Genomic DNA, 17,137 nt, shown 5'->3' on the forward strand with positions numbered 1-17,137 from the left:
ATGCGCCTATGGCCATTCGGAAAGCGCGACCCGGTTCCGGAGCGCAAATTCAGCGCTGTCGGCCCGAACATCGCCCGGATCTTCGTCGGGCAGGCCGTCTGGACACCGCGCGATTACGCCTCGCTGGCGAAGGAAGGATATCAGCAGAACGCCATTGCCTTTCGGGCAGTTAAAATGGTGGCCAGCTGCGCCGCCGGGGTTCCGTTACTGCTGTTCGATCAGGCGGGAAAAGAGATCGAGAGCCACCCGCTGCTGGAGCTGCTGAATAAGCCATCCGGGGCATATTCCGGCGCGGCGTTCTTCGAGGCCGTCTATGCCTATTTCCTGCTGGCCGGGAACAGCTACATCGAGGCTGTGGGGCCGGATCTCGGCATGCCGAAAGAGCTATGGCCCCTCCGCCCTGACCGCATGCAAGTCATCGCCGGGCGCTTCGGTTTTCCCGAGGGCTATCGCTACACTGTAAACGGCATTCCGAAGGATTGGCGCGCTGATCCGCTGACGGGGGCGGGGCCTATCCTGCACATGAAGGACTTCCACCCGCTGGATGACTGGTACGGCATGAGCCGGATCGAGGCGGCCGCCTATGGCATCGACCGGCACAACGCCGCATCGGCGCACAACAAGGCCTTGCTCGACAATGGCGCCAGGCCATCGGGCGCACTGGTATTCAAGCCGATCAAGCTGAATGACGGGACATATTCTGCCGCGCCACAAGGCATGATCGACGCCGCGCGCGACAAGCTGCACGACACTCATGTTGGCCCACAGCAGGCCGGTAAGCCGTTTGTGTTCTCCGGCGACGTGGCCTGGGAAGAAATGGGCACCAGCCCGAAGGATATGGACTTCCAGGAAGGCAAGAACGACTCGGCCCGCGATGTGCTGGCTGCCATCGGCGTACCGGCGATGCTGCTGATACCGGGCGAGTCCACCTATTCGAACCGGGCCGAGGCCAATCTGGAGCTTTATGAGCGTACGGTCCTGCCGCTGGTCGAGCAGATGGTGGACAACCTCAATGCCTGGCTTTGCCCGCGTTTCGGTGAGGGCCTGCGCCTCGGAATTGATGAGGATGGCATTTCGGCACTAGAGCCGCGCCGCGAGATCCGCCGCAAGTCGGCGCTGGATCTGTTCAACGCTGGCGTGATCGATGCGGTCGAGGCCCGTGCGATGCTTCAGTTCGGGGAGCGCGACAAGGCGTTTGTCGAGAAGGTGGATAGCGCCGTTCTGTCCGCCCTTCGCGATGAGGAAATGATTGATGCCGCCGGGCTGGAGCCGCTCTACCGCTACATGCGCAAGGTCGGACTGATCGGCGCGAAAATGACGCTGGATCAGTTTATCCGCTCGGGCGGTTACGCGCTGGTCGAGGATGAGATTGACGCGGGCCAGCCGGTGCCGCCCAAAGAGGATGTTGGCGATGCAGCTGATGCAGACCAAGAGTGATGCGGGCCTGAACAAGGCTGCGCCGGTCGAGAACATCAAGGCACTGGCCGAGGCCGGAGAGTTCGAGGGCTATGCCTCGATCTTTGGCGAGGTGGATCAGGGCCGGGACGTGGTTCTGTCCGGGGCGTTTCGGGACAGTCTGATCCGCCGCCCGGCTGAGCGTATCAAGATGCTCTGGCAGCACGACCGCGAGAAGATCATCGGAAAATGGCTGGAGGTACGCGAGGATAATCGCGGGCTCTATGTCAAGGGCAAGCTGATCCTCGGGCTTGAGAAGGGCCGCGAGGCGCACGAACTGATGACTGCCGGCGCGCTCGATGGGCTTTCCATCGGGTATCGCACGGTTCTGGACGAATACGACCGAGAGACCGAGACGCGCCGTCTCAAAGAGGTCGAACTGCGCGAGGTGTCACTTGTGACCTTCCCGATGCTGGAAAGCGCGACCGTTGCCACGATCAAATCGCTGTCCGAGCTGAAAACGATCAGAGATTTCGAGGAGGCGCTGGTGAACGGGACGTTGCCGCGCCTGCCTGCGAAAGACGCCAAGGCCCTGCTGGCCGAGGGGTTCAAAGCCATGCGTGCCGAGCGGGATGCCGGTGGGGATGGTCACGGGGTCGCTGAGGCCCTGAACGCGCTTGCGGCCGCCTTTCGCCGCTGACCTTTCAACCATCACAGGAGGATGTGGCATGGGTGCCCATCACAACTTCGGCCCGCTTGAAACGAAAAGCGAGGCCCCGCCGGATGTTGTCAAGGACGCGATCAAGCAGGTTATGACCGGCTTCGAGGAGTACAAAACCTCGAATGACGAGCGTCTGAAACAGATCGAGACCAAGGGTGCGGCCGATCCGGTCACCACCGAAAAGCTCGCCAAGCTCGATGCCCATCTCGACAAGTTCGAAGGCATGAATCAGCGCCTGACCGAGGCCACCAAGAAGGCCGAGGCGCTGGACGAACTGAAAACCCGCTTCGACACCATCGAGACCGCGATGCGCCGCACCACGGCCGGCGTTATCCCGGAGGTCAAGGCTGGCCGTGTCGATATCTGGGCGCGCGCCGTGGTGGATGCCGCGACCGCTGGCGTGATCAATTTGTCGCAGGACCAGCAGAAGGCCCTGAAAGACGTGGCCGAGGAGTTCAAGGCCCTGTCTGTCTCGGTCGATACCGCCGGCGGTTATCTGGCTCCGGTGGAGCTGGTCCGCGAGATCATCAAGGGCGAGACCGAAATCAGTCCGGTCCGTTCGCTCGCACGCGTCCGCACCACGGCGCAGAAATCGGTCGATATCCCGAAGCGCACCGGCCAGTTTGCAGCGCAATGGGTGGCAGAGCAGGGCACGCGCTCAGAAACCCCGGGGCTCGCCTATGGCGTCGAATCCATCCCGACCCACGAGGTCTATGCCCTGATCGACATCTCCAACCAGATGCTCGAAGACTCGGCCTTCAACATGGAGCAGGAAATCTCCATGGAGGCCATTGAGCAATTCGCGGTGGCCGAGGGCGCAGCTTTTGTCACCGGCAATGGTGTCGGCAAGCCCCAGGGCTTCATGAGCGCTGCGGGCGTGGCAACCACCATCAGCGGCGCGGCCACCACGGTCACCGCCGATGGCCTGTTGACGCTGAAGCACGCGATCAAGACCGCCTATACCCGTAGCGCGAACTTCGTGATGAACCGCACCACGCTGGGCTCGATTCGCAAGCTGAAGGACAGCACCGGCCAGTATCTCTGGATGCCGGGCATTGCCCAGGGCAAGCCGAACACCATCGACGGCGATCCCTATGTCGAGCTTCCCGACATGCCGGGTGAGGGCGCGGGTGCGAAGCCGGTGGCCTATGGTGACTTCCGTCGGGCCTATACCTGGATCGACCGCATCAGCATGGAAATGCTCCGCGATCCCTACACCCAGGCGACCGCGGGCAATGTCCGCTTCATCCTGCGCAAGCGCGTGGGCGGTCAGGTGACGCTGGCCGAGGCTATCCGCACCCTGACCTGTCAGGCGGCCTGATCACAGCGGTGGGCCATCACCGGCCCGCCCTTACCCATTCCAGAGGAGGGCCTGACATGGCTTCCCGTGACCTGAAACACAACATCAAGCCGGTGCTTGCTGTTGCCCCGGCGGTGCTGACTGAAACCGCCACCTCGGCCGCAATCGACACCCTTGGTTTCGAGGGCGTGACCGTTGAGATCCTGACCGGCGCCATTGCTGGCTCGGGCAATTTCACCGCAAAGCTGCAACATTCCGATACTACGACCAGCGGCGACTTCGTGGACGTTCCGGCCATCGACCTTATCGAAGCGCTGCCATCCGTTCTCGCGGCCAATGCGGCTGTCACCCAGGGTTATCGGGGCATTAAACGCTACGTGCGCGTCCTGCTGACCCTGAACAGCGGCACCAGCATCGCCGCCAGTGCTTCGGTGATCCTGAGTCACCCGCGCAGTGCACCGACAACCTGATCCTGACCGGGGCTGGTCTGGCCCCGGTATTCCAAAGGAGGATGAGATATGCTGATTGCAAACAAGCCGTTTCCGTTCAGCCGTGACGGAGTGACGTTGGAACACGCTGTTGAGGGCAAGCCGGTTGACCTGCCGGAGGCGCTGATAGCAGGGCTTGAGGCCGAGGGCTATGTGACCAAGGCCAGTGGCGGAACACCCGAGAACAAGGCGGACCCGTTCAGCCGTGAGGCCATCGAGGCGCTGTCCGACAAGACTGAGATCGTTGACCTGCTGGAAGTCCATGGCGCCGATGCTGATAAGCGCAAGAGCGTCGAAACGCTGCGCGCAGAGCTGCTGGCCGTGATGTTCGTCAGCACGCCTGAGGGCTAAGCGATGCCCCTGAACTTCACCGAGCCCGCTGTCACGCCTGCGGAGGCGACAGCATACCTGTCTGCCGCAGGCGTCACCGGCTGGCCGGGTGATGAGGCAACACAGAGGCAAGCCATTATGCGTGGGCAGCGTGCAATCGCCGCGCAGTTCAACGATAGATGGCTTCCGGGCGTGACGTTCGAACCGGTGCCGGATGCGGTGAAATACGCCATCGCAGAGGCGGCACTGATCGAGGCCGTTACACCGGGCTCTCTGAACACTGCACCGCCCGAAAAGGTGCTGACCGGGGCAGGAAAGCTGTCCTGGACGCTCGCTGGTGGCAAGCCGGGCACTGTCGCCGGAAAGCTGCCGGAGAACATCGAGGGGCTGCTGTTCGGGTTGATCGGGCCAGAGGGCGCAGAAAATGGCTGGGCCTGGGCATGAGTGAAAACTTGACCGCCATCGCCGCCGATGTGCACGCGGGCCTCGCCTCAGTCGGCAACACCTTGACCATCACGCGCACCACGCCGGGCACGCCCGACCCGGAACAACTCTGGATCGACGTTCCCGGCCAGACGGCAACGGAAACGGTTCCGCAATTCGGGGAAGGCTCGGGCAGATACCGATCGGGCGAAACGGTCGTGACCACGGATTTCGAATTCATGATCGCGGTGCCGAAAGTGCTGATCCCGCAAGAGGGTGACCTGATCACTGCTGGCGACGAAACGGCGACCATCGTCAGGGCTGAGCCGTTCCCGGCTGGCGGGCAGCCTGTCTATTTCACAATCTGGGCGGATCGCTGATGGCCCGGCGCGACCGTCAATCGCAGCTTTTCCGCGACCTGATCGCGCGGCTGTCGCCGGAGTTGCAGAGGGCGGTGATCACGGCCTGGGAGGATATCCGGGCCAGCATTGACTGGGGCGGGTTGAGGGCGGCGCTGGAGCGGCAGGACGTTGATCGGGCCATTGCTGCGCTGAATATCGAGCCAGCCGCTTTCGAGGCATATCGCGCCGCCGCAACCTCGGCCTATGCCCAGGGCGGAGTGCTTGCTGCAACCACCATCAATGCGCCAGCCGGATCCCGGGTGTCGTTTCGCTTCGATATGACCAACCCCAGGGCAGAGGCATGGATCAGCCAGAATGTCGGCGAGATGATCACCGGACTGGCCGATACAGCAAAGGACGTGGCCCGCCAGTCGATTCTGACCGGCTATCAGGCCGGGCGCCACCCGCACAGCATCGCACTTGATTTGGCGGGGCGCGTGGTCAGCGGCAGACGCGCAGGCGGCGTGATCGAGCTGGACGGGCCGCGAGCAGATCGATTTCTGGCCTTGTCCCGAGCCATGGAGACTGCCGAAGGGGTGCGGGATCTGGTCGTGATGCGCGACGGCGTTCCGGCTGTTCGCTACAAGGTCAACGCCGCGACCGAAGCGCGGATCTTGCGGGCCTGGCGCAATGGCGAGGCTGTTTCCGGGCCGGATCGGGAAGTCAGCCTGCGTCAATATAAGAACAAGCTTCTGAATGAGCGGGCAAAGCTGATCGCGCAGAAGGAAACGGCGTCGGCCGTCATGTCGGCGCGGCGGGAAGAATGGCAGCAGGTGCTCGACAAGCTCGGGGCTCCGGCCAGCGCCGTGATCAAGTCCTGGCGGCACGGTGGCGGCGTGAAAGAGCCGCGCTGGTGGCATGTGCAGGCGAACAATCAGCAGGTTCGCGGCCTCGATACGCCCTTCCAGCTGGCGAATGGCGCAAGCATTCAGTTCGCGCATGATCCGGCTGCGCCGCTGTCAGAAACTGCGGGATGCACCTGCGACACGACCTTTCGCCTCGATCACACCTGGAACCTGGCCTGATGTGTGAGGGGCCTTGCCAGCAGATGAGGGCCGACTGGCTTGAGGCCATGATCGCGCTCGATGTGGCGAGAGTGGCAAATATCACGGGGCAGGCCGTCAGGCATATGATCGGGGCACCGGGAGGCAAGGCGGAAGCTGCGGGAGAAGGGGGCGACTCACGCCGCCCCGACCAATTCCCGCCGCGCAGCTGAAGCGAGAAACGACGAACGGTTCATGCCCCGGGCTTTGGCGGTTTCATCGATTGCCCGGAGTAAACCGCGCTCAAGGGTTATATTAACGCGGTCAACGGCCGTATCAGCCGGGATGTAGGGGACAGGGAGAAGCACTGCCCCGGCAGCCAAAGCCTCGGCCACATCGGTGCGCAGGCGGATCGCATCCAGTGAGGCGGGCGCGATATCCGGCTGGTCTTCGAACCAGAGGTCAAGGGCCTCGGTTGCCGCAGCAGAAATGCCATTCCAGTCATCGGCGGCTGCAAAGGCACCAGGGAGGTCGGGGAAGGTCAGACCAAAGGCACTATCCCCGTCCTGATGAACGATAGCGGTGTAATAACGCATCTTGCACTTCCTATGCTTCGTTGCGATTCCATAGAGGGACGATGGGTAGACCGGGCTAAAGAAGCCCGGCCTGTTGGTAGATGCTCCTGACAGTTCCGAGCGGCAGGTCTTTCTTCGGGTGCGGCAGAATAACGGTTATCTCGCCTTTCCGAAGCTTGAGGTGTGATCCGCGCTTGGACACCTCCTCGAAACCCGCGTCTTTCAGAACTTTCAGGAGCTTTCGTGAGTTGGTTTCCAGCTCCATCGCCCCTCCTTTCTGAGTAAATATATACACACCGCCAGGGTGTCTGTCAATGAGCGTGTGTAAATAAATACACATAATGGGGCGACGATGGCGCAGAGCTTCGCGGCGATGGTGGATCAGTGGACGCGGGACAGCGAGGCCCGGCTGCTGGCGGTGTTCCAAAGGGCGGTCGAGCTTCTCGCGGATGAACTGGGCCTGTCCCGGTCAAATGGCGGCAGGACGCCTTACAGGACCGGCAATCTGGTCCGCAGCCTTGTGGCCCGGATCGGTGATATGCCGGGCCAGGGCGGCCCGGATCAGAAATACGCCGGATCCGATGTTGGCGCGGTCGTGGCGCAGGCGATCCTCGGTGATGCTATCAGCCTCGGGTTTCAGGCCAATTATGCCCGCCGCATGAATTATGGCTTTGTTGGCATGGATGAGACGGGACGGCTCTATAACCAGGCCGGGGCTGGCTTTGTGGAATATGCGGCCAGCGTCTGGCCGACCATCGTGGAGCTGGCCGCCGAAGAGATCAAAGGTCAGGTAATGGGCCGGGCGGTATAAACCCATCCTCCTGATCCTTCGCCATTTGCTTTGCGGTGTCGATATGCAGGACGGCGACCGAGATTGTCAGCAGCTTTGCCGCGGTTCGCAGGGCGGTTTCGCCGTGCGGGGTCTGGGCCCGCCAGCGCTTGCCCTGGGCTGAGCGCAGCATGCCGATCATGTTGTGCAGGAGATCCTGCACCTCGTTGTCAGTGAGTTTTCTTTGGGCCATCGCGCCAACATGGGGGCCGTGATGCCATCTGTCGAGAGCCTGATCTGGTCCGCGCTGCGAAAGCGCATCGAGAGCCTGTCGATCCTGCCGATGCCCATCGCATGGCCGGCAGACACCTACAAACCGGGGCAGGGGCCGTTCCTGTCCATCAACAACATCATTGCGCCGCCGCGCCGCATCCTGATCGGCCAGAGCACAAACGAGCGCACTGGCATCCTGACAATCGTTCTGGCCCATCCCATCGGGAAGCGGGTCGAGGTCATCCAGGAGATCGCTGGCCAGATCGGGGCGCACTTCCCACAGGATCTGTGCCTGTCGTTCCAGACCGTCCGCGTCCGGGTCACCAGTGTCGCGCATGTAGCTGAGGGCTACCGGGACGGCAGCTGGTGGCGGATCCCGGTCAATATCCCCTGGCGCACCTACGCCTGACCGAAAGCCGAAATCGGACCAATCAACCGCCCGCCATGCGCGGGCTTTTTCGCATGGAGAAATGCAATGGCAGGCTTGCAAAAGGTTGCTGGTTCGCGGGCCTTTATCGGCAGCCGCGTGCCCTACAAATCCACCGTCATGGCTGCGGATTTCGCTGGCCAGTCGAACTGGCTTGAGATCGGCGGCTGGCAGCAGACCGGGGATCTGGGCGCTGAGCAGGAAACCCTCAGCCAGACTCTGATCAACCAGAACATCACGATCTACAGCAAGGGTACGATCTCGTTTCCGATCATGTCGAACACCTTCATCCCGATGCGTGATGATCCCGGTCAGGCTGCTTTCCGCGTCGCTCAGCGGTCGTGCAAGCCCTTCGCTTTCAAGATCGAATGGGGCGCAGACTGCGGTGAGGAAGGCGCTGTCACCATCAGTAATGCCTCGCCCGGGGTGGTGGGCTGGAATGGCCACGGTCTGGCCGCAGGCACCCCGGTGCGCTTTGAGACCACGGGCACGCTGCCTGCGCCGCTGGTGGCTGGCACCACGTATTTCGTCGCCTCGGCGGGCCTTACATCCAACGCATTCGGCGTATCGGCCAGCATCGGCGGCGCGGCCATCGCCACCACGGCGGCCGGAACCGGGGTTCACACCGCCTATGCCAGCGAGCCGGGCGAGACGGACCTGTTTTTCGGCTTCGCCATGTTCGGCACCAAGACGGGCGGCGATGCCTCGGCCACGCGCCTCCTGAACCTGCCGATCCAGCCGATCTGCCAGGCAATCGAGATCTGACATTCGCCGCGCTCACCCTGCGCGGCGGATACCGGGGCTGGCGGGTTTGGTCCGCCCGCTGGCTCCACCAATGGACCGGACCACGGAGAACGATCATGGATATTCAGAGCCTGAAGAAGGACGTTGCCGCCTCGACCGAGGGGCAATGGGTTGGCGAAATCCCCGAGATGGGCGACCTGCGCCTGCGTGTCCGGGGTGAGAACAGCCCCAAGGTTGCCGCTCTGCGGGCCCGCAAGCTGCGTGCTGTGCCGAAGGATAAGCGGGGCCGGGATGGGATGCCCGTGTTCTCAGAGGTGCTGCGCGTGACCTCAGAGGTGCTGCACGAGGTCGTGCTGCTCGACTGGGAGGGGCTGACCGATGGCGGCAAGCCCGTCAAATTTGACGCCGATCTGGCGAAGGAATGGCTGACCAATCCGGACTATCAGGAATTTGCGGACGCTGTGGCCTGGGCCTCGAAGATCGTGGCCAATGGCGATGCGGATCGCACCGAGGATATCGCGGGAAACTGACCGCAGCGCTCAAATGGGCGCTGGAGGATGCCGGGGCAGCCGAGGCCCGGCGCAAGCGGCTGGAAAAGCGCGGCAAGCCGATCCCTGAACACCTTTGGCCCCCGGATATCATGCCTGGGGCCGAGGATTGGCTGGCCGATTTCTACGAACTCTCCTCGGATCGGCAGCGCGGGGATGGCTGGATCGGCCAGCTGCCTGCCGCCTCGATAGATCGCCACACAGCCGGGTGGCCGGACGAGGATCGCCAGATGTTCAGGGCCTGCATGCGAGCGCTGGACGAGGTGTTCCTGAAATCGCAGCGCAGTGAGCCGGATATTCCGGAAAGCGACAATCCCGCCCGCGACATGTTCAGGGCGAAAATGGGGGCCGTGAAATCATGACAGAGATTGCAGCCCTCGGCCTTCGCGCCGATTCCTCCAGCCTTGTCGTGGCGACCGAGGATCTGAAAAAGCTGTCCAGGGCTGCTGGCGAGGCGGAACAGGCGACAGAAAAGCTGGCTCCGGCCGAGAAAAAGGCCGGGGCTGCAGCTGGCGAGATGGGCGGTAAAGCCCGGAAAGCTGCGGCCGACACGAAGAAGCTGGGCGACGACAGCCGCACGACCGAAGGTGCCCTGCACCGCCTCGCGGAGCGGGCTGGAACTGTGGCCGGGTCGCTTGTTGCCATGGCAACTGCGGCATTCTCGGTCGGTGCATATGTGAAGCTGGCAGATAGCTGGTCAGATATGCGCAGCACGCTCGGAGCGGCCATTGGTGACATGGACGCAGCCAGCGGCATGATGAACCGCATGCTTGAGATTGCACAGGCCAGCTACTCGCCCCTGGATCAGACCGTGCAGATGTATGCCCGCAACGTCGCTGTGCTGCGCGATCTGGGCAAGAATGCGGGGCAGGCCGCCGATTTCACGGAATCGCTCAACCACATGCTGGTGATCACCGCGACCAAGGGCGAGCGGGCAGCATCAGTGCAAGACGCGCTTTCGAAGGCTATGGCCACCGGGCGCTTGCAGGCTGACGGACTGGAAACGGTTCTGGCCAATGGCGGCCGGGTCGCGCAGGCCCTTGCAGATGAACTCGGCACAACGGTTTCGGGCCTCAGGGACTTCGCATCTCAAGGCAAGATCACCGGGCAAGTCATTGCTGATGCGATCATAAAGCCGCTTGAGGATGTACGAGATGTTGCCGGCAGCATGGATGCGACCGTAGCGGACGGATTTACCAAGGTGGGCAATTCGCTTCTGGCACTGGTCGGTAATTTCGACCAGGCAACGGGGGCATCCCTCTGGTTTGCGACCCAGCTTGACGACCTGTCGAAGTGGCTCACGGCGCTTTCTCAGACCGATTTCGCTGCCTGGGCCGACACAGCGACCGCCTCGCTCACTCTCCTGGGGCAGGCGGTGCTGGTGCTGGCCGCAACGCGGATTACTGCCCTGCTGATCTCCCTGCGGGCGTGGATGGTCGCGCAGAACCTGATGACCGCCAGCAGTATCGCGGGTGCGGCTGCGTCACGGGCCATGGCGGCCGCAATGGTAGTTCATGCGGCCGGGGCTCGGGCACTTGGGGCCGCAATGACGTTCGTCGGTGGGCCCATTGGCATCGCAGTTGGGGCGGCTGTTGCCCTTGGGCTGGCGTTCTTCAACGGAACGCAGCGTGCGAATGAATATGCGGCGGCCGCTGCTGCGACTGCCAGCGCCCAGGCATCGCTTAACTCGGCGCTGGATGAGTTCTACCGCCTGAATACGGCTGAAAGCTGGCAGCGGGCGAAGGACGAAGCGCAGGCTGCCGTTGATGCGATCACCAAACAGCTGGAGATTGCACAGCGCCGGATGGACGGCACCGGCTTTATGACGAATATCTTCGGTTACTCGCTCAGCCAGGGCGCAGGGGTCGATTTTCTTGTGTCAGAAGTCGAGCGCCTGCAGGTTGAACTGATTGAGGCTCAGGCCGTTCTGGATGCCATGGCCAACGCGGGCGGGCGCTTTAAGACCGCCGTGGACGGCGGCACAGCTGCAGTTGTTCATTTGACCGAGGAGCAGCAAAAGGCCCTCGCATCAGCGCAGGAACTGGAGCGCAGCTATCAGCAACGGATCGACCTAGCCCAGGCCGAGCAGCAATATGGCCGTGACAGCGCCCAATACATGCAGGTGCAGCTGCAATACGAGCGGGCAATCCAGCATGCCAAGATCGACGCCCTGGACGTTTCCAACCAGCAAAAGGCCGCGATCAAGGCACAATACGACGAAATGATGCGGCTGGAGGCCAAGACGCAGGGCTGGAAGGTCGAGATCGGGAAGCTCTCGCCGCCCTTGCAGGCCGCCTATGACTGGCTGGTCAAGATCCGGGACACTCAGCCCGGTGATAGCTGGCTCTCTACGGCCATCGCAAATGCAGCCTCCCTCGCCACTGAGCTTTGGGACGCCGTGCGGGCAAAAGGCGCCCTGACCGCGACCGAGGTGGACGCTGCCGGCAATCCGGTTATTCCGGGGCTCGGTGGGGTGAGGCCGAATTGGCGCGAAAGCACCGTGGATCTGGGCGACAACTCCAAGATTGGCGGTGGTGGCGGTGGAGGAAGCTCTGATCGCCAATCAGGCCTTGAGGCGTTGATCACGGAATTCGCGACCGAGCGCGAGCTTCTGGAGGAATGGTATGGCACCCGCCAAGCCCTGATCAACAGCTACACCGATCAGGAGCTTGATTTCCTCGGCGGGAAGCATGGGGCGATTGAGCGGTTGGAGGCGGAGCACAAACAGCGGCTGAAAGATCTCAATGACCAGCACCGGCAGATGGAGTTGGAGGCGCAGCGGAGTATGTACGGCGAGCTGGGCAATTTGCTTGGCATTTTTTCCGGTAAGAGCCGACTGGCGGCAATCGCTCAGATCGGTATCAACACCGCCCTTCGACTTGCGGAGACGGCGCAGAATACTGCTGCCGCATCGATGCGGGCGCTTGCCGAGCTTGGCCCTATTGCTGGGCCGCCTGCTGCCGCAAAGATTGCAGCTTATGGAAAGGTTCAGATGGGCCTCATCGCTGCCGCAGGTGTGGCCCAAGGATTGGGATCGGGGCGCGGCTCGTCGGGATCCAGCGGTGGCGCCGGAGGGGGAGCAAACGCAACTGCACAAAGCGTTCAATCTACCCCCGTGGCGGTCACCATCCAGGGCTTGGACCCTGACAGCCTTTATAGCGGAAAACAGGTCATTGGCATGACCGATGCTGTGCAAAAGGAACTCAAACGGCGTGGCGTAGTGCTAACCTATTCGTCGTGATGCGTCAGCGGCAGGGGCCAGTGTAAGAGGTCATTCCGCTGATATTTCGCACCTCGGTAATCGAATACCCTCTGTCACATTTGCCAGATGCCCACTGGCCGATCAGATACTCGTGCTGCTTCCTGAGTTCGGCTGGATCATCAATAATACCGCGATAGGCGTTTGCTGGGACAACGAAGTGAAACGTCTTTTTGCCATCTGAGGCAGTGTGAACCGAGCCGTCGCCTTTCATCATCGCTACAGCTGTCGTTGGGGTCACGCCCATCGTGTCAACACACCCCGCAACGAGCGCCACGGCGGCAAGGGTGAGAATGCGTTTCATTGGGTGGTCCTTTAAAACTTGAGAGATGGCGGGGTCCGGTCACGATCAGAACACGTAAATGGCTACTATCACAAGGAAAGCTATCAGGCTGATTGCTATAAGCCCCTCGGATAATCCGGGCTCTTTCTCGGTTGGGCGAATGTTGGAGTGCTGATCGGGCGCACGATGTGTCCGTTGCTCACTCGGAGCAGGCTTTTCCCCGGCTGAGATCCGGGTGCGGGAGTAGATCCCGGTCCCCGGCAACCCCGCGTTCAGATACTTGCCTTTTTTGCCCACGTTCACGTTGAGGCCGCGAGGCCCAATCGTGGCGCTCGTGATGCCCTTCTGGGTGATGTTGATCTTTATGCCGGGCGCAATGCGAATGCGCTTCCTGAAACGTAATGCCATATGAAAACCCGATTCCCTATGGTTGTAAGGCTCGGAGACCATATTCGAACTGTCAACGCCTAACGTGCAGCATCATTTGGTAGGATCGAGTCACCGATTATGCTTGGAGAATCGGTGCAATGTGGACTTTGATCCCTCCTGATTATTGGGAGGATCTATGATTTCTGGGAAATTTTTTGTGGTGCTGGGGGCAATCGTCGCTCTTGCTTCGTGCGACGCACCGGCTTCTCGCAGTGCGTCCCTAAGCACGCAATCAACGGCATCTCTGTGCACACAGCACCTTTCGGCAACTGGGGTGAATCTCCTTGAGGTTGAAGCTGAACTCGGAGCGCGCGGGGTGCTGCAATGCACCACGACCTACGGGAGCAAGTCTTATGTGGGGGCGAGAACCGAAGCGACAGTAGGGCGGGCGCTTTACTCGCGGTCGCAGGCAGCATCATCTGTGCGAGATGATAAAAACTGTTCTGATTTCGCCTCTGCCGGTGAGGCGCAACGCTTCTTCATAGCCAACGGCGGGCCGAACCGCGATCCACATGGACTTGACGGTGACGGAGATGGAAATGCTTGTGAGTGGGGGAAGGAGCTGAAAACTAGCGCGAAAAGGTATAAACCAGCCCCGGTTCGCGCTTCGGCTCCAAGGCGATCATCTTCCCGGACCTGTTACACCGGCCCAAGGGGTGGCAGATACTACTACAGCGCCAGTGGAAATAAAGTTTACGGTTGCTGATTGTTAGGCCGCCTTCGGGCGGCCTTTTTCGTTGGCCACCTTCATGGGAAATCCTTTCAGGGAGAGAGATATGCTTGTGGTTCAAGAGATCTGGTTCGACATGAACGATGAAGGGAGCGCCAGTAAAATCCGCATGTCGGTTAAGCCTGAAGATGCGAGCGGATATGACTTTCACAAGGGGGCGGCGGTGGAAATCGAACTCGCTGGGCCGCAGGGAGGCATCGGCCGGGCGCTGGTCCGCTGGGTAGCTTTCATTAAAGGCCTAGCCATCCTTGAAGTTGTTCAGCTGCTTCCGGAATCTGCTCGATCCCTGCATCCATGGCCTTCTGTGCCAGCCGTTTCAGCGCCTCAGCCGGAAGGCCCTTGATCGTCTCGACCAACCGGGATTTTACGCTGGGCGCCGCATCGGATTTCTGAACCTTGTCGATCAGAAGGGCGCGGATTGTGTCGTCATGCAGCTTGACAGTGATCGTGCCGAGGATCGCGGATAGCCCGCCATCATCTTGAAGGAAATCCAGCCCGCGGGCGGTAATTTCAGCTTGAATAACGGATCGAGGGGCATTGATTGCCTGCCTCAAGTTTGCCCGTATCAGCTCGTGCTCTGAAAGATAGACGGCGTTCACCTGAAACTTGTCGTCCATCTCGCCAAACAGTTTTCGCAGGTTTGGAGATTGTGGATACACAGATGCCAGAGCCTGTAGAATTTCGCGTTGATATGCGCGGTCCAATAGCTCGCCCACAGTAATCCTCCCTGATTCCAATCCCGCCATGGTCGGCGGGCGGGGAGAGGGGAGTCAACCGGCGCGTGCGGTCACGCGGGTAGAAGCCAGAAGTCGATTGCCACAATTACCGGCCACCATCCGGGGGCGGCGAGCAGGAGCGCCCAGGCCATTAGAAAACCGCGCTGATCAGCGTCGGAACGGCCCACGGTAAGCCGACAAACACAGGGGTGAGGACCAGTAGGCCGAACAGGCTCATGGCGTCACGCGAGCCCAAGCAGCGCAAGCGGGAACACCACGCCAGCCAGCCCCGGCCATGCGGTCAGGATCATCAGGAGCGGTTCGGTGAAGTCGGGGGTGGCTTGCATGGAGCTACTCCTCAGATATTGGCGTCAGGGCGCCGGGCAGGGCCAAGCTTCATTCATCGCTGTCCAGACCAGAGATCCCGCTGCATAGTGGCGCTGAGCAGGGTTCTCGATAATGTACTTGCAGAATACATCACTCACTTGGGCGGCTGTGGCGTTCTTCGGCACACACATTCCAAAGACGGAGTGAGGAGAGATGGCGTTAGCGATGCGATATACGTCAATAGCGCCAACGACATAGCCCGTGACTGAAGTGGAGCGGGGCTGACAGTGCATTAGGAGATCGTTGCCGTTGAAGAAATTCTGTGCCGCAACATCGTTCGCTTGAGAAGATACACCCAAGGCTACAAGGAAAACTGTGATTTTCCATTTCATCTCATCACTCCTCGGGGGTATCGGGTGGGGGTGGATCAAGTTGCGTGAAGCATAATCTCGCCGTTGCTGTCCGCGTAGACTTCCACGGCGCCCCGCGAGGCACGGAGAAAGTCTTGGAGAACTCTCAGAAGATCATCTTTCTCTTGCCGTGATCTGGCTGAGTTGACGCGATCAAGGAACTCGCCAAGGTCAAAATAGTCGAAATCTGTGGCCGGATATTTCTCTTCCAGTGCCGCGACGATGAGATCATTCATGCTTCGCCCTGTGAGCGCGGCAGCATTCTTAACCCGATCCCGCAACCCGTCCGGGAACCGGACAGTGTACTGATCTGCGCCCCTGCCAACGGTTGCCATGCGATTCTCCTTGATTGATCGCATTACTGTAATGTTTTTCCTTGACCGGCAATCGTATGACGGTAATGTGCGTATTACCGTAACCCTATGGAGGGCCACATGGTCACTATCCAGAGCAGGTCAGGAGAAGGCGATGTGGTGTCCTACACCATTCGGATGCCTTCTTGGCTGCGTGAAGAAATGAAGAAGCAGGCATCTGAGGCGGGGCGTTCGATGAATACCCACTTCGTCAAGGTGCTGAGCGCGGCAGCAGGGGGTGAGATTGGCGTCCAAGCCCCTGCTGCCGAAGTCGAAACTGCCGCCTGATCAGAGGCGGCGTCCCTGTCAACCTGGCTTTAGAGGAGCCAAGATGCATACCGAACACCATAATCCGGGAATGATCCCGATGCTAGCGGGCGCGATGGGTGCGCCGCTGACCATGTCGTCGCGCGAGATCGCCGAGTTGGTCGAGAGCCGCCATGACGATGTGAAGCGCAGCATCAAGCGGCTTGCAGATCGCGGCGTGATTATCCAACCGCCAATGGCGGACGAACAAGATACTGATGCGATGGGTCGCAAGCGCACCACATCTGTGTATCAACTTGAGAAGCGCGACAGCTTTGTGGTGGTGGCACAGCTCTCGCCCGAGTTCACGGCTCGCCTCGTGGATCGCTGGCAGGAGCTAGAGGAAGAAAAGGCCAATGGTGGCTTCTCCATCCCCCGCTCCTTCGGAGAAGCTCTCCGTCTTGCCGCTGAGCAGCACGAGGAAATCGAGGCGATGAAGCCGGTCGTTGCTGCGATGGCCCGTCTCGGATCGTCTGAGGGGTCGGTTATCCCGCGCGTTGCTGCAAAGGCTCTGGGCGTGGCGGAGAAAAAGTTCTTCCAGTGGCTCTATTCTCACAACTGGGCCTTCAAGCAAGGCAAGACCTGGCAGGCCTATGCAGAGAAGATGAAGCAGGGCTATCTCGAACACGAGACCGTCACTTACCTGGTTGAAGAGACTGGGCAGGAGCGGACAAAGGTTCAGCTGAAAATCACGCCTAAGGGCATGGCGCGGCTGGCTCAGATCTTCGCAAAGGAAGGAGCGGCGGCGTGAACGTGGTCAACTTCCCGCAGAACCCCAATTCCGTGGTGACGCGGGTTTCTGTTCAGGTCTCCGAATACAGCTGAACCGCACCGGGTTTGCCGGAGGCTCCAACTCCTGAGTAGGATGGAGCATCATGAGCAAGACGACGAACAAGTTTTCCGCTGAGGTTCGCGAGCGCGCTGTGCGCTTGGTTCTCGACAATGAA

At 61.0% G+C, this 17,137-nt stretch carries 25 protein-coding genes; 17 read left to right on the forward strand and 8 right to left on the reverse strand.

Going from position 1 to position 17,137, the window contains the following annotated elements; all coding sequences use genetic code 11:
• The 8 genes from HOY34_RS20555 (at nucleotide 1) to HOY34_RS20590 (ending at nucleotide 6,083) form a co-directional block, all read left to right on the forward strand.
• Nucleotides 1–1,437, forward strand: a complete 1,437-nt coding sequence (locus HOY34_RS20555) for a phage portal protein (RefSeq protein WP_172366373.1) — start codon at nucleotides 1–3, stop codon at nucleotides 1,435–1,437.
• Nucleotides 1,412–2,095, forward strand: a complete 684-nt coding sequence (locus tag HOY34_RS20560; RefSeq protein WP_253944586.1) for an HK97 family phage prohead protease — start codon at nucleotides 1,412–1,414, stop codon at nucleotides 2,093–2,095. Before HOY34_RS20555 ends, HOY34_RS20560 begins: the two co-directional genes overlap by 26 nt.
• 28 nt (nucleotides 2,096–2,123) lie before the next feature.
• On the forward strand, nucleotides 2,124–3,437 hold the full coding sequence (locus tag HOY34_RS20565; protein ID WP_172366374.1) for a phage major capsid protein: 1,314 nt from the start codon (nucleotides 2,124–2,126) through the stop codon (nucleotides 3,435–3,437).
• Nucleotides 3,438–3,493: 56 nt separating this feature from the next.
• Entirely contained in the window at nucleotides 3,494–3,886 is a 393-nt protein-coding gene (locus HOY34_RS20570) for a hypothetical protein (protein WP_172366375.1), read from the forward strand.
• A gap of 48 nt (nucleotides 3,887–3,934) precedes the next feature.
• Nucleotides 3,935–4,255, forward strand: coding sequence for a hypothetical protein (locus HOY34_RS20575; RefSeq protein ID WP_172366376.1), 321 nt, complete (start codon nucleotides 3,935–3,937; stop codon nucleotides 4,253–4,255).
• Between the two features lie 117 nt (nucleotides 4,256–4,372).
• Nucleotides 4,373–4,678 carry a hypothetical protein gene (locus HOY34_RS20580; protein ID WP_172366377.1) on the forward strand — a complete coding sequence of 102 codons (306 nt, stop codon included), beginning with the start codon at nucleotides 4,373–4,375 and terminating at the stop codon, nucleotides 4,676–4,678.
• Nucleotides 4,679–4,686: 8 nt separating this feature from the next.
• On the forward strand, nucleotides 4,687–5,037 hold the full coding sequence (locus HOY34_RS20585; protein WP_172366378.1) for a hypothetical protein: 351 nt from the start codon (nucleotides 4,687–4,689) through the stop codon (nucleotides 5,035–5,037).
• The gene (locus HOY34_RS20590) at nucleotides 5,037–6,083 is read left to right on the forward strand and encodes a hypothetical protein (protein WP_172366379.1); all 1,047 of its coding nucleotides are present in this window, start codon (nucleotides 5,037–5,039) and stop codon (nucleotides 6,081–6,083) included. The genes HOY34_RS20585 and HOY34_RS20590 overlap by 1 nt, the downstream gene beginning before the upstream one ends.
• 155 nt (nucleotides 6,084–6,238) lie before the next feature.
• Here the strand turns inward: HOY34_RS20590 and HOY34_RS20595 are convergent, their stop codons facing one another.
• The gene (locus tag HOY34_RS20595) at nucleotides 6,239–6,637 is read right to left on the reverse strand and encodes a type II toxin-antitoxin system HicB family antitoxin (RefSeq protein ID WP_172366380.1); all 399 of its coding nucleotides are present in this window, start codon (nucleotides 6,635–6,637) and stop codon (nucleotides 6,239–6,241) included.
• A gap of 55 nt (nucleotides 6,638–6,692) precedes the next feature.
• The gene (locus tag HOY34_RS20600) at nucleotides 6,693–6,881 is read right to left on the reverse strand and encodes a type II toxin-antitoxin system HicA family toxin (RefSeq protein ID WP_172366381.1); all 189 of its coding nucleotides are present in this window, start codon (nucleotides 6,879–6,881) and stop codon (nucleotides 6,693–6,695) included.
• 87 nt (nucleotides 6,882–6,968) lie between these two features.
• Between HOY34_RS20600 and HOY34_RS20605 the strand changes: the two genes are divergently transcribed.
• Nucleotides 6,969–7,427, forward strand: coding sequence for a hypothetical protein (locus HOY34_RS20605; protein WP_172366382.1), 459 nt, complete (start codon nucleotides 6,969–6,971; stop codon nucleotides 7,425–7,427).
• Here the strand turns inward: HOY34_RS20605 and HOY34_RS20610 are convergent.
• Nucleotides 7,396–7,587 carry a hypothetical protein gene (locus tag HOY34_RS20610; protein WP_172366383.1) on the reverse strand — a complete coding sequence of 64 codons (192 nt, stop codon included), beginning with the start codon at nucleotides 7,585–7,587 and terminating at the stop codon, nucleotides 7,396–7,398. The two genes, HOY34_RS20605 and HOY34_RS20610, sit on opposite strands and share 32 nt — an antisense overlap.
• A gap of 3 nt (nucleotides 7,588–7,590) precedes the next feature.
• Between HOY34_RS20610 and HOY34_RS20615 the strand changes: the two genes are divergently transcribed.
• The 5 genes from HOY34_RS20615 (at nucleotide 7,591) to HOY34_RS20635 (ending at nucleotide 12,618) form a co-directional block, all read left to right on the forward strand.
• On the forward strand, nucleotides 7,591–8,067 hold the full coding sequence (locus HOY34_RS20615; RefSeq protein WP_172366384.1) for a phage tail terminator-like protein: 477 nt from the start codon (nucleotides 7,591–7,593) through the stop codon (nucleotides 8,065–8,067).
• 66 nt (nucleotides 8,068–8,133) lie between these two features.
• Nucleotides 8,134–8,850 (forward strand): hypothetical protein, encoded by a 717-nt coding sequence (locus tag HOY34_RS20620; protein ID WP_172366385.1) that lies wholly within the window; start codon nucleotides 8,134–8,136, stop codon nucleotides 8,848–8,850.
• A 95-nt stretch (nucleotides 8,851–8,945) separates the two neighbouring features.
• Nucleotides 8,946–9,359: a phage-derived protein YdaY family protein gene (locus HOY34_RS20625; RefSeq protein ID WP_172366386.1), complete on the forward strand. Its 414-nt coding sequence runs from the start codon at nucleotides 8,946–8,948 to the stop codon at nucleotides 9,357–9,359.
• A gap of 110 nt (nucleotides 9,360–9,469) precedes the next feature.
• Nucleotides 9,470–9,739, forward strand: coding sequence for a hypothetical protein (locus HOY34_RS20630; protein WP_172366387.1), 270 nt, complete (start codon nucleotides 9,470–9,472; stop codon nucleotides 9,737–9,739).
• Complete coding sequence (locus tag HOY34_RS20635) at nucleotides 9,736–12,618, forward strand: tape measure protein (RefSeq protein WP_172366388.1); 2,883 nt, start codon at nucleotides 9,736–9,738, stop codon at nucleotides 12,616–12,618. The genes HOY34_RS20630 and HOY34_RS20635 overlap by 4 nt, the downstream gene beginning before the upstream one ends.
• Before the next feature lie 4 nt (nucleotides 12,619–12,622).
• Here HOY34_RS20635 and HOY34_RS20640 read toward each other — a convergent pair whose 3' ends face one another.
• Together HOY34_RS20640 and HOY34_RS20645 are read right to left on the reverse strand one after the other, a co-directional pair.
• Nucleotides 12,623–12,940, reverse strand: coding sequence for a hypothetical protein (locus HOY34_RS20640; RefSeq protein WP_172366389.1), 318 nt, complete (start codon nucleotides 12,938–12,940; stop codon nucleotides 12,623–12,625).
• 45 nt (nucleotides 12,941–12,985) lie between these two features.
• Nucleotides 12,986–13,327: a DUF4236 domain-containing protein gene (locus HOY34_RS20645; protein WP_172366391.1), complete on the reverse strand. Its 342-nt coding sequence runs from the start codon at nucleotides 13,325–13,327 to the stop codon at nucleotides 12,986–12,988.
• Between the two features lie 157 nt (nucleotides 13,328–13,484).
• On the opposite strand from HOY34_RS20645, the gene HOY34_RS20650 reads away from it, so the two are divergent.
• Nucleotides 13,485–14,054, forward strand: a complete 570-nt coding sequence (locus HOY34_RS20650; RefSeq protein WP_172366393.1) for an excalibur calcium-binding domain-containing protein — start codon at nucleotides 13,485–13,487, stop codon at nucleotides 14,052–14,054.
• 254 nt (nucleotides 14,055–14,308) lie between these two features.
• Here the strand turns inward: HOY34_RS20650 and HOY34_RS20655 are convergent, their stop codons facing one another.
• The 3 genes from HOY34_RS20655 to HOY34_RS20665 all read right to left on the reverse strand — a co-directional run bounded on the left by HOY34_RS20655 (nucleotide 14,309) and on the right by HOY34_RS20665 (nucleotide 15,866).
• On the reverse strand, nucleotides 14,309–14,794 hold the full coding sequence (locus HOY34_RS20655) for a hypothetical protein (RefSeq protein WP_172366395.1): 486 nt from the start codon (nucleotides 14,792–14,794) through the stop codon (nucleotides 14,309–14,311).
• Nucleotides 14,795–15,165: 371 nt separating this feature from the next.
• Complete coding sequence (locus HOY34_RS20660) at nucleotides 15,166–15,513, reverse strand: Rap1a/Tai family immunity protein (RefSeq protein ID WP_172366398.1); 348 nt, start codon at nucleotides 15,511–15,513, stop codon at nucleotides 15,166–15,168.
• Between the two features lie 35 nt (nucleotides 15,514–15,548).
• The gene (locus tag HOY34_RS20665) at nucleotides 15,549–15,866 is read right to left on the reverse strand and encodes a YlcI/YnfO family protein (RefSeq protein WP_172366400.1); all 318 of its coding nucleotides are present in this window, start codon (nucleotides 15,864–15,866) and stop codon (nucleotides 15,549–15,551) included.
• 99 nt (nucleotides 15,867–15,965) lie between these two features.
• On the opposite strand from HOY34_RS20665, the gene HOY34_RS20670 reads away from it, so the two are divergent.
• Nucleotides 15,966–16,172, forward strand: a complete 207-nt coding sequence (locus tag HOY34_RS20670; protein WP_172366402.1) for an Arc family DNA-binding protein — start codon at nucleotides 15,966–15,968, stop codon at nucleotides 16,170–16,172.
• A gap of 43 nt (nucleotides 16,173–16,215) precedes the next feature.
• A complete protein-coding gene (locus HOY34_RS20675; protein WP_172366404.1) occupies nucleotides 16,216–16,941 on the forward strand; it encodes a phage antirepressor KilAC domain-containing protein in 726 nt (241 codons plus the stop codon).
• Nucleotides 16,942–17,137 lie beyond the last annotated feature (196 nt).

The sequence above is a fragment of the Pseudogemmobacter hezensis genome (assembly GCF_013155295.1).
Taxonomy (GTDB): Bacteria; Pseudomonadota; Alphaproteobacteria; order Rhodobacterales; family Rhodobacteraceae; genus Pseudogemmobacter; species Pseudogemmobacter hezensis.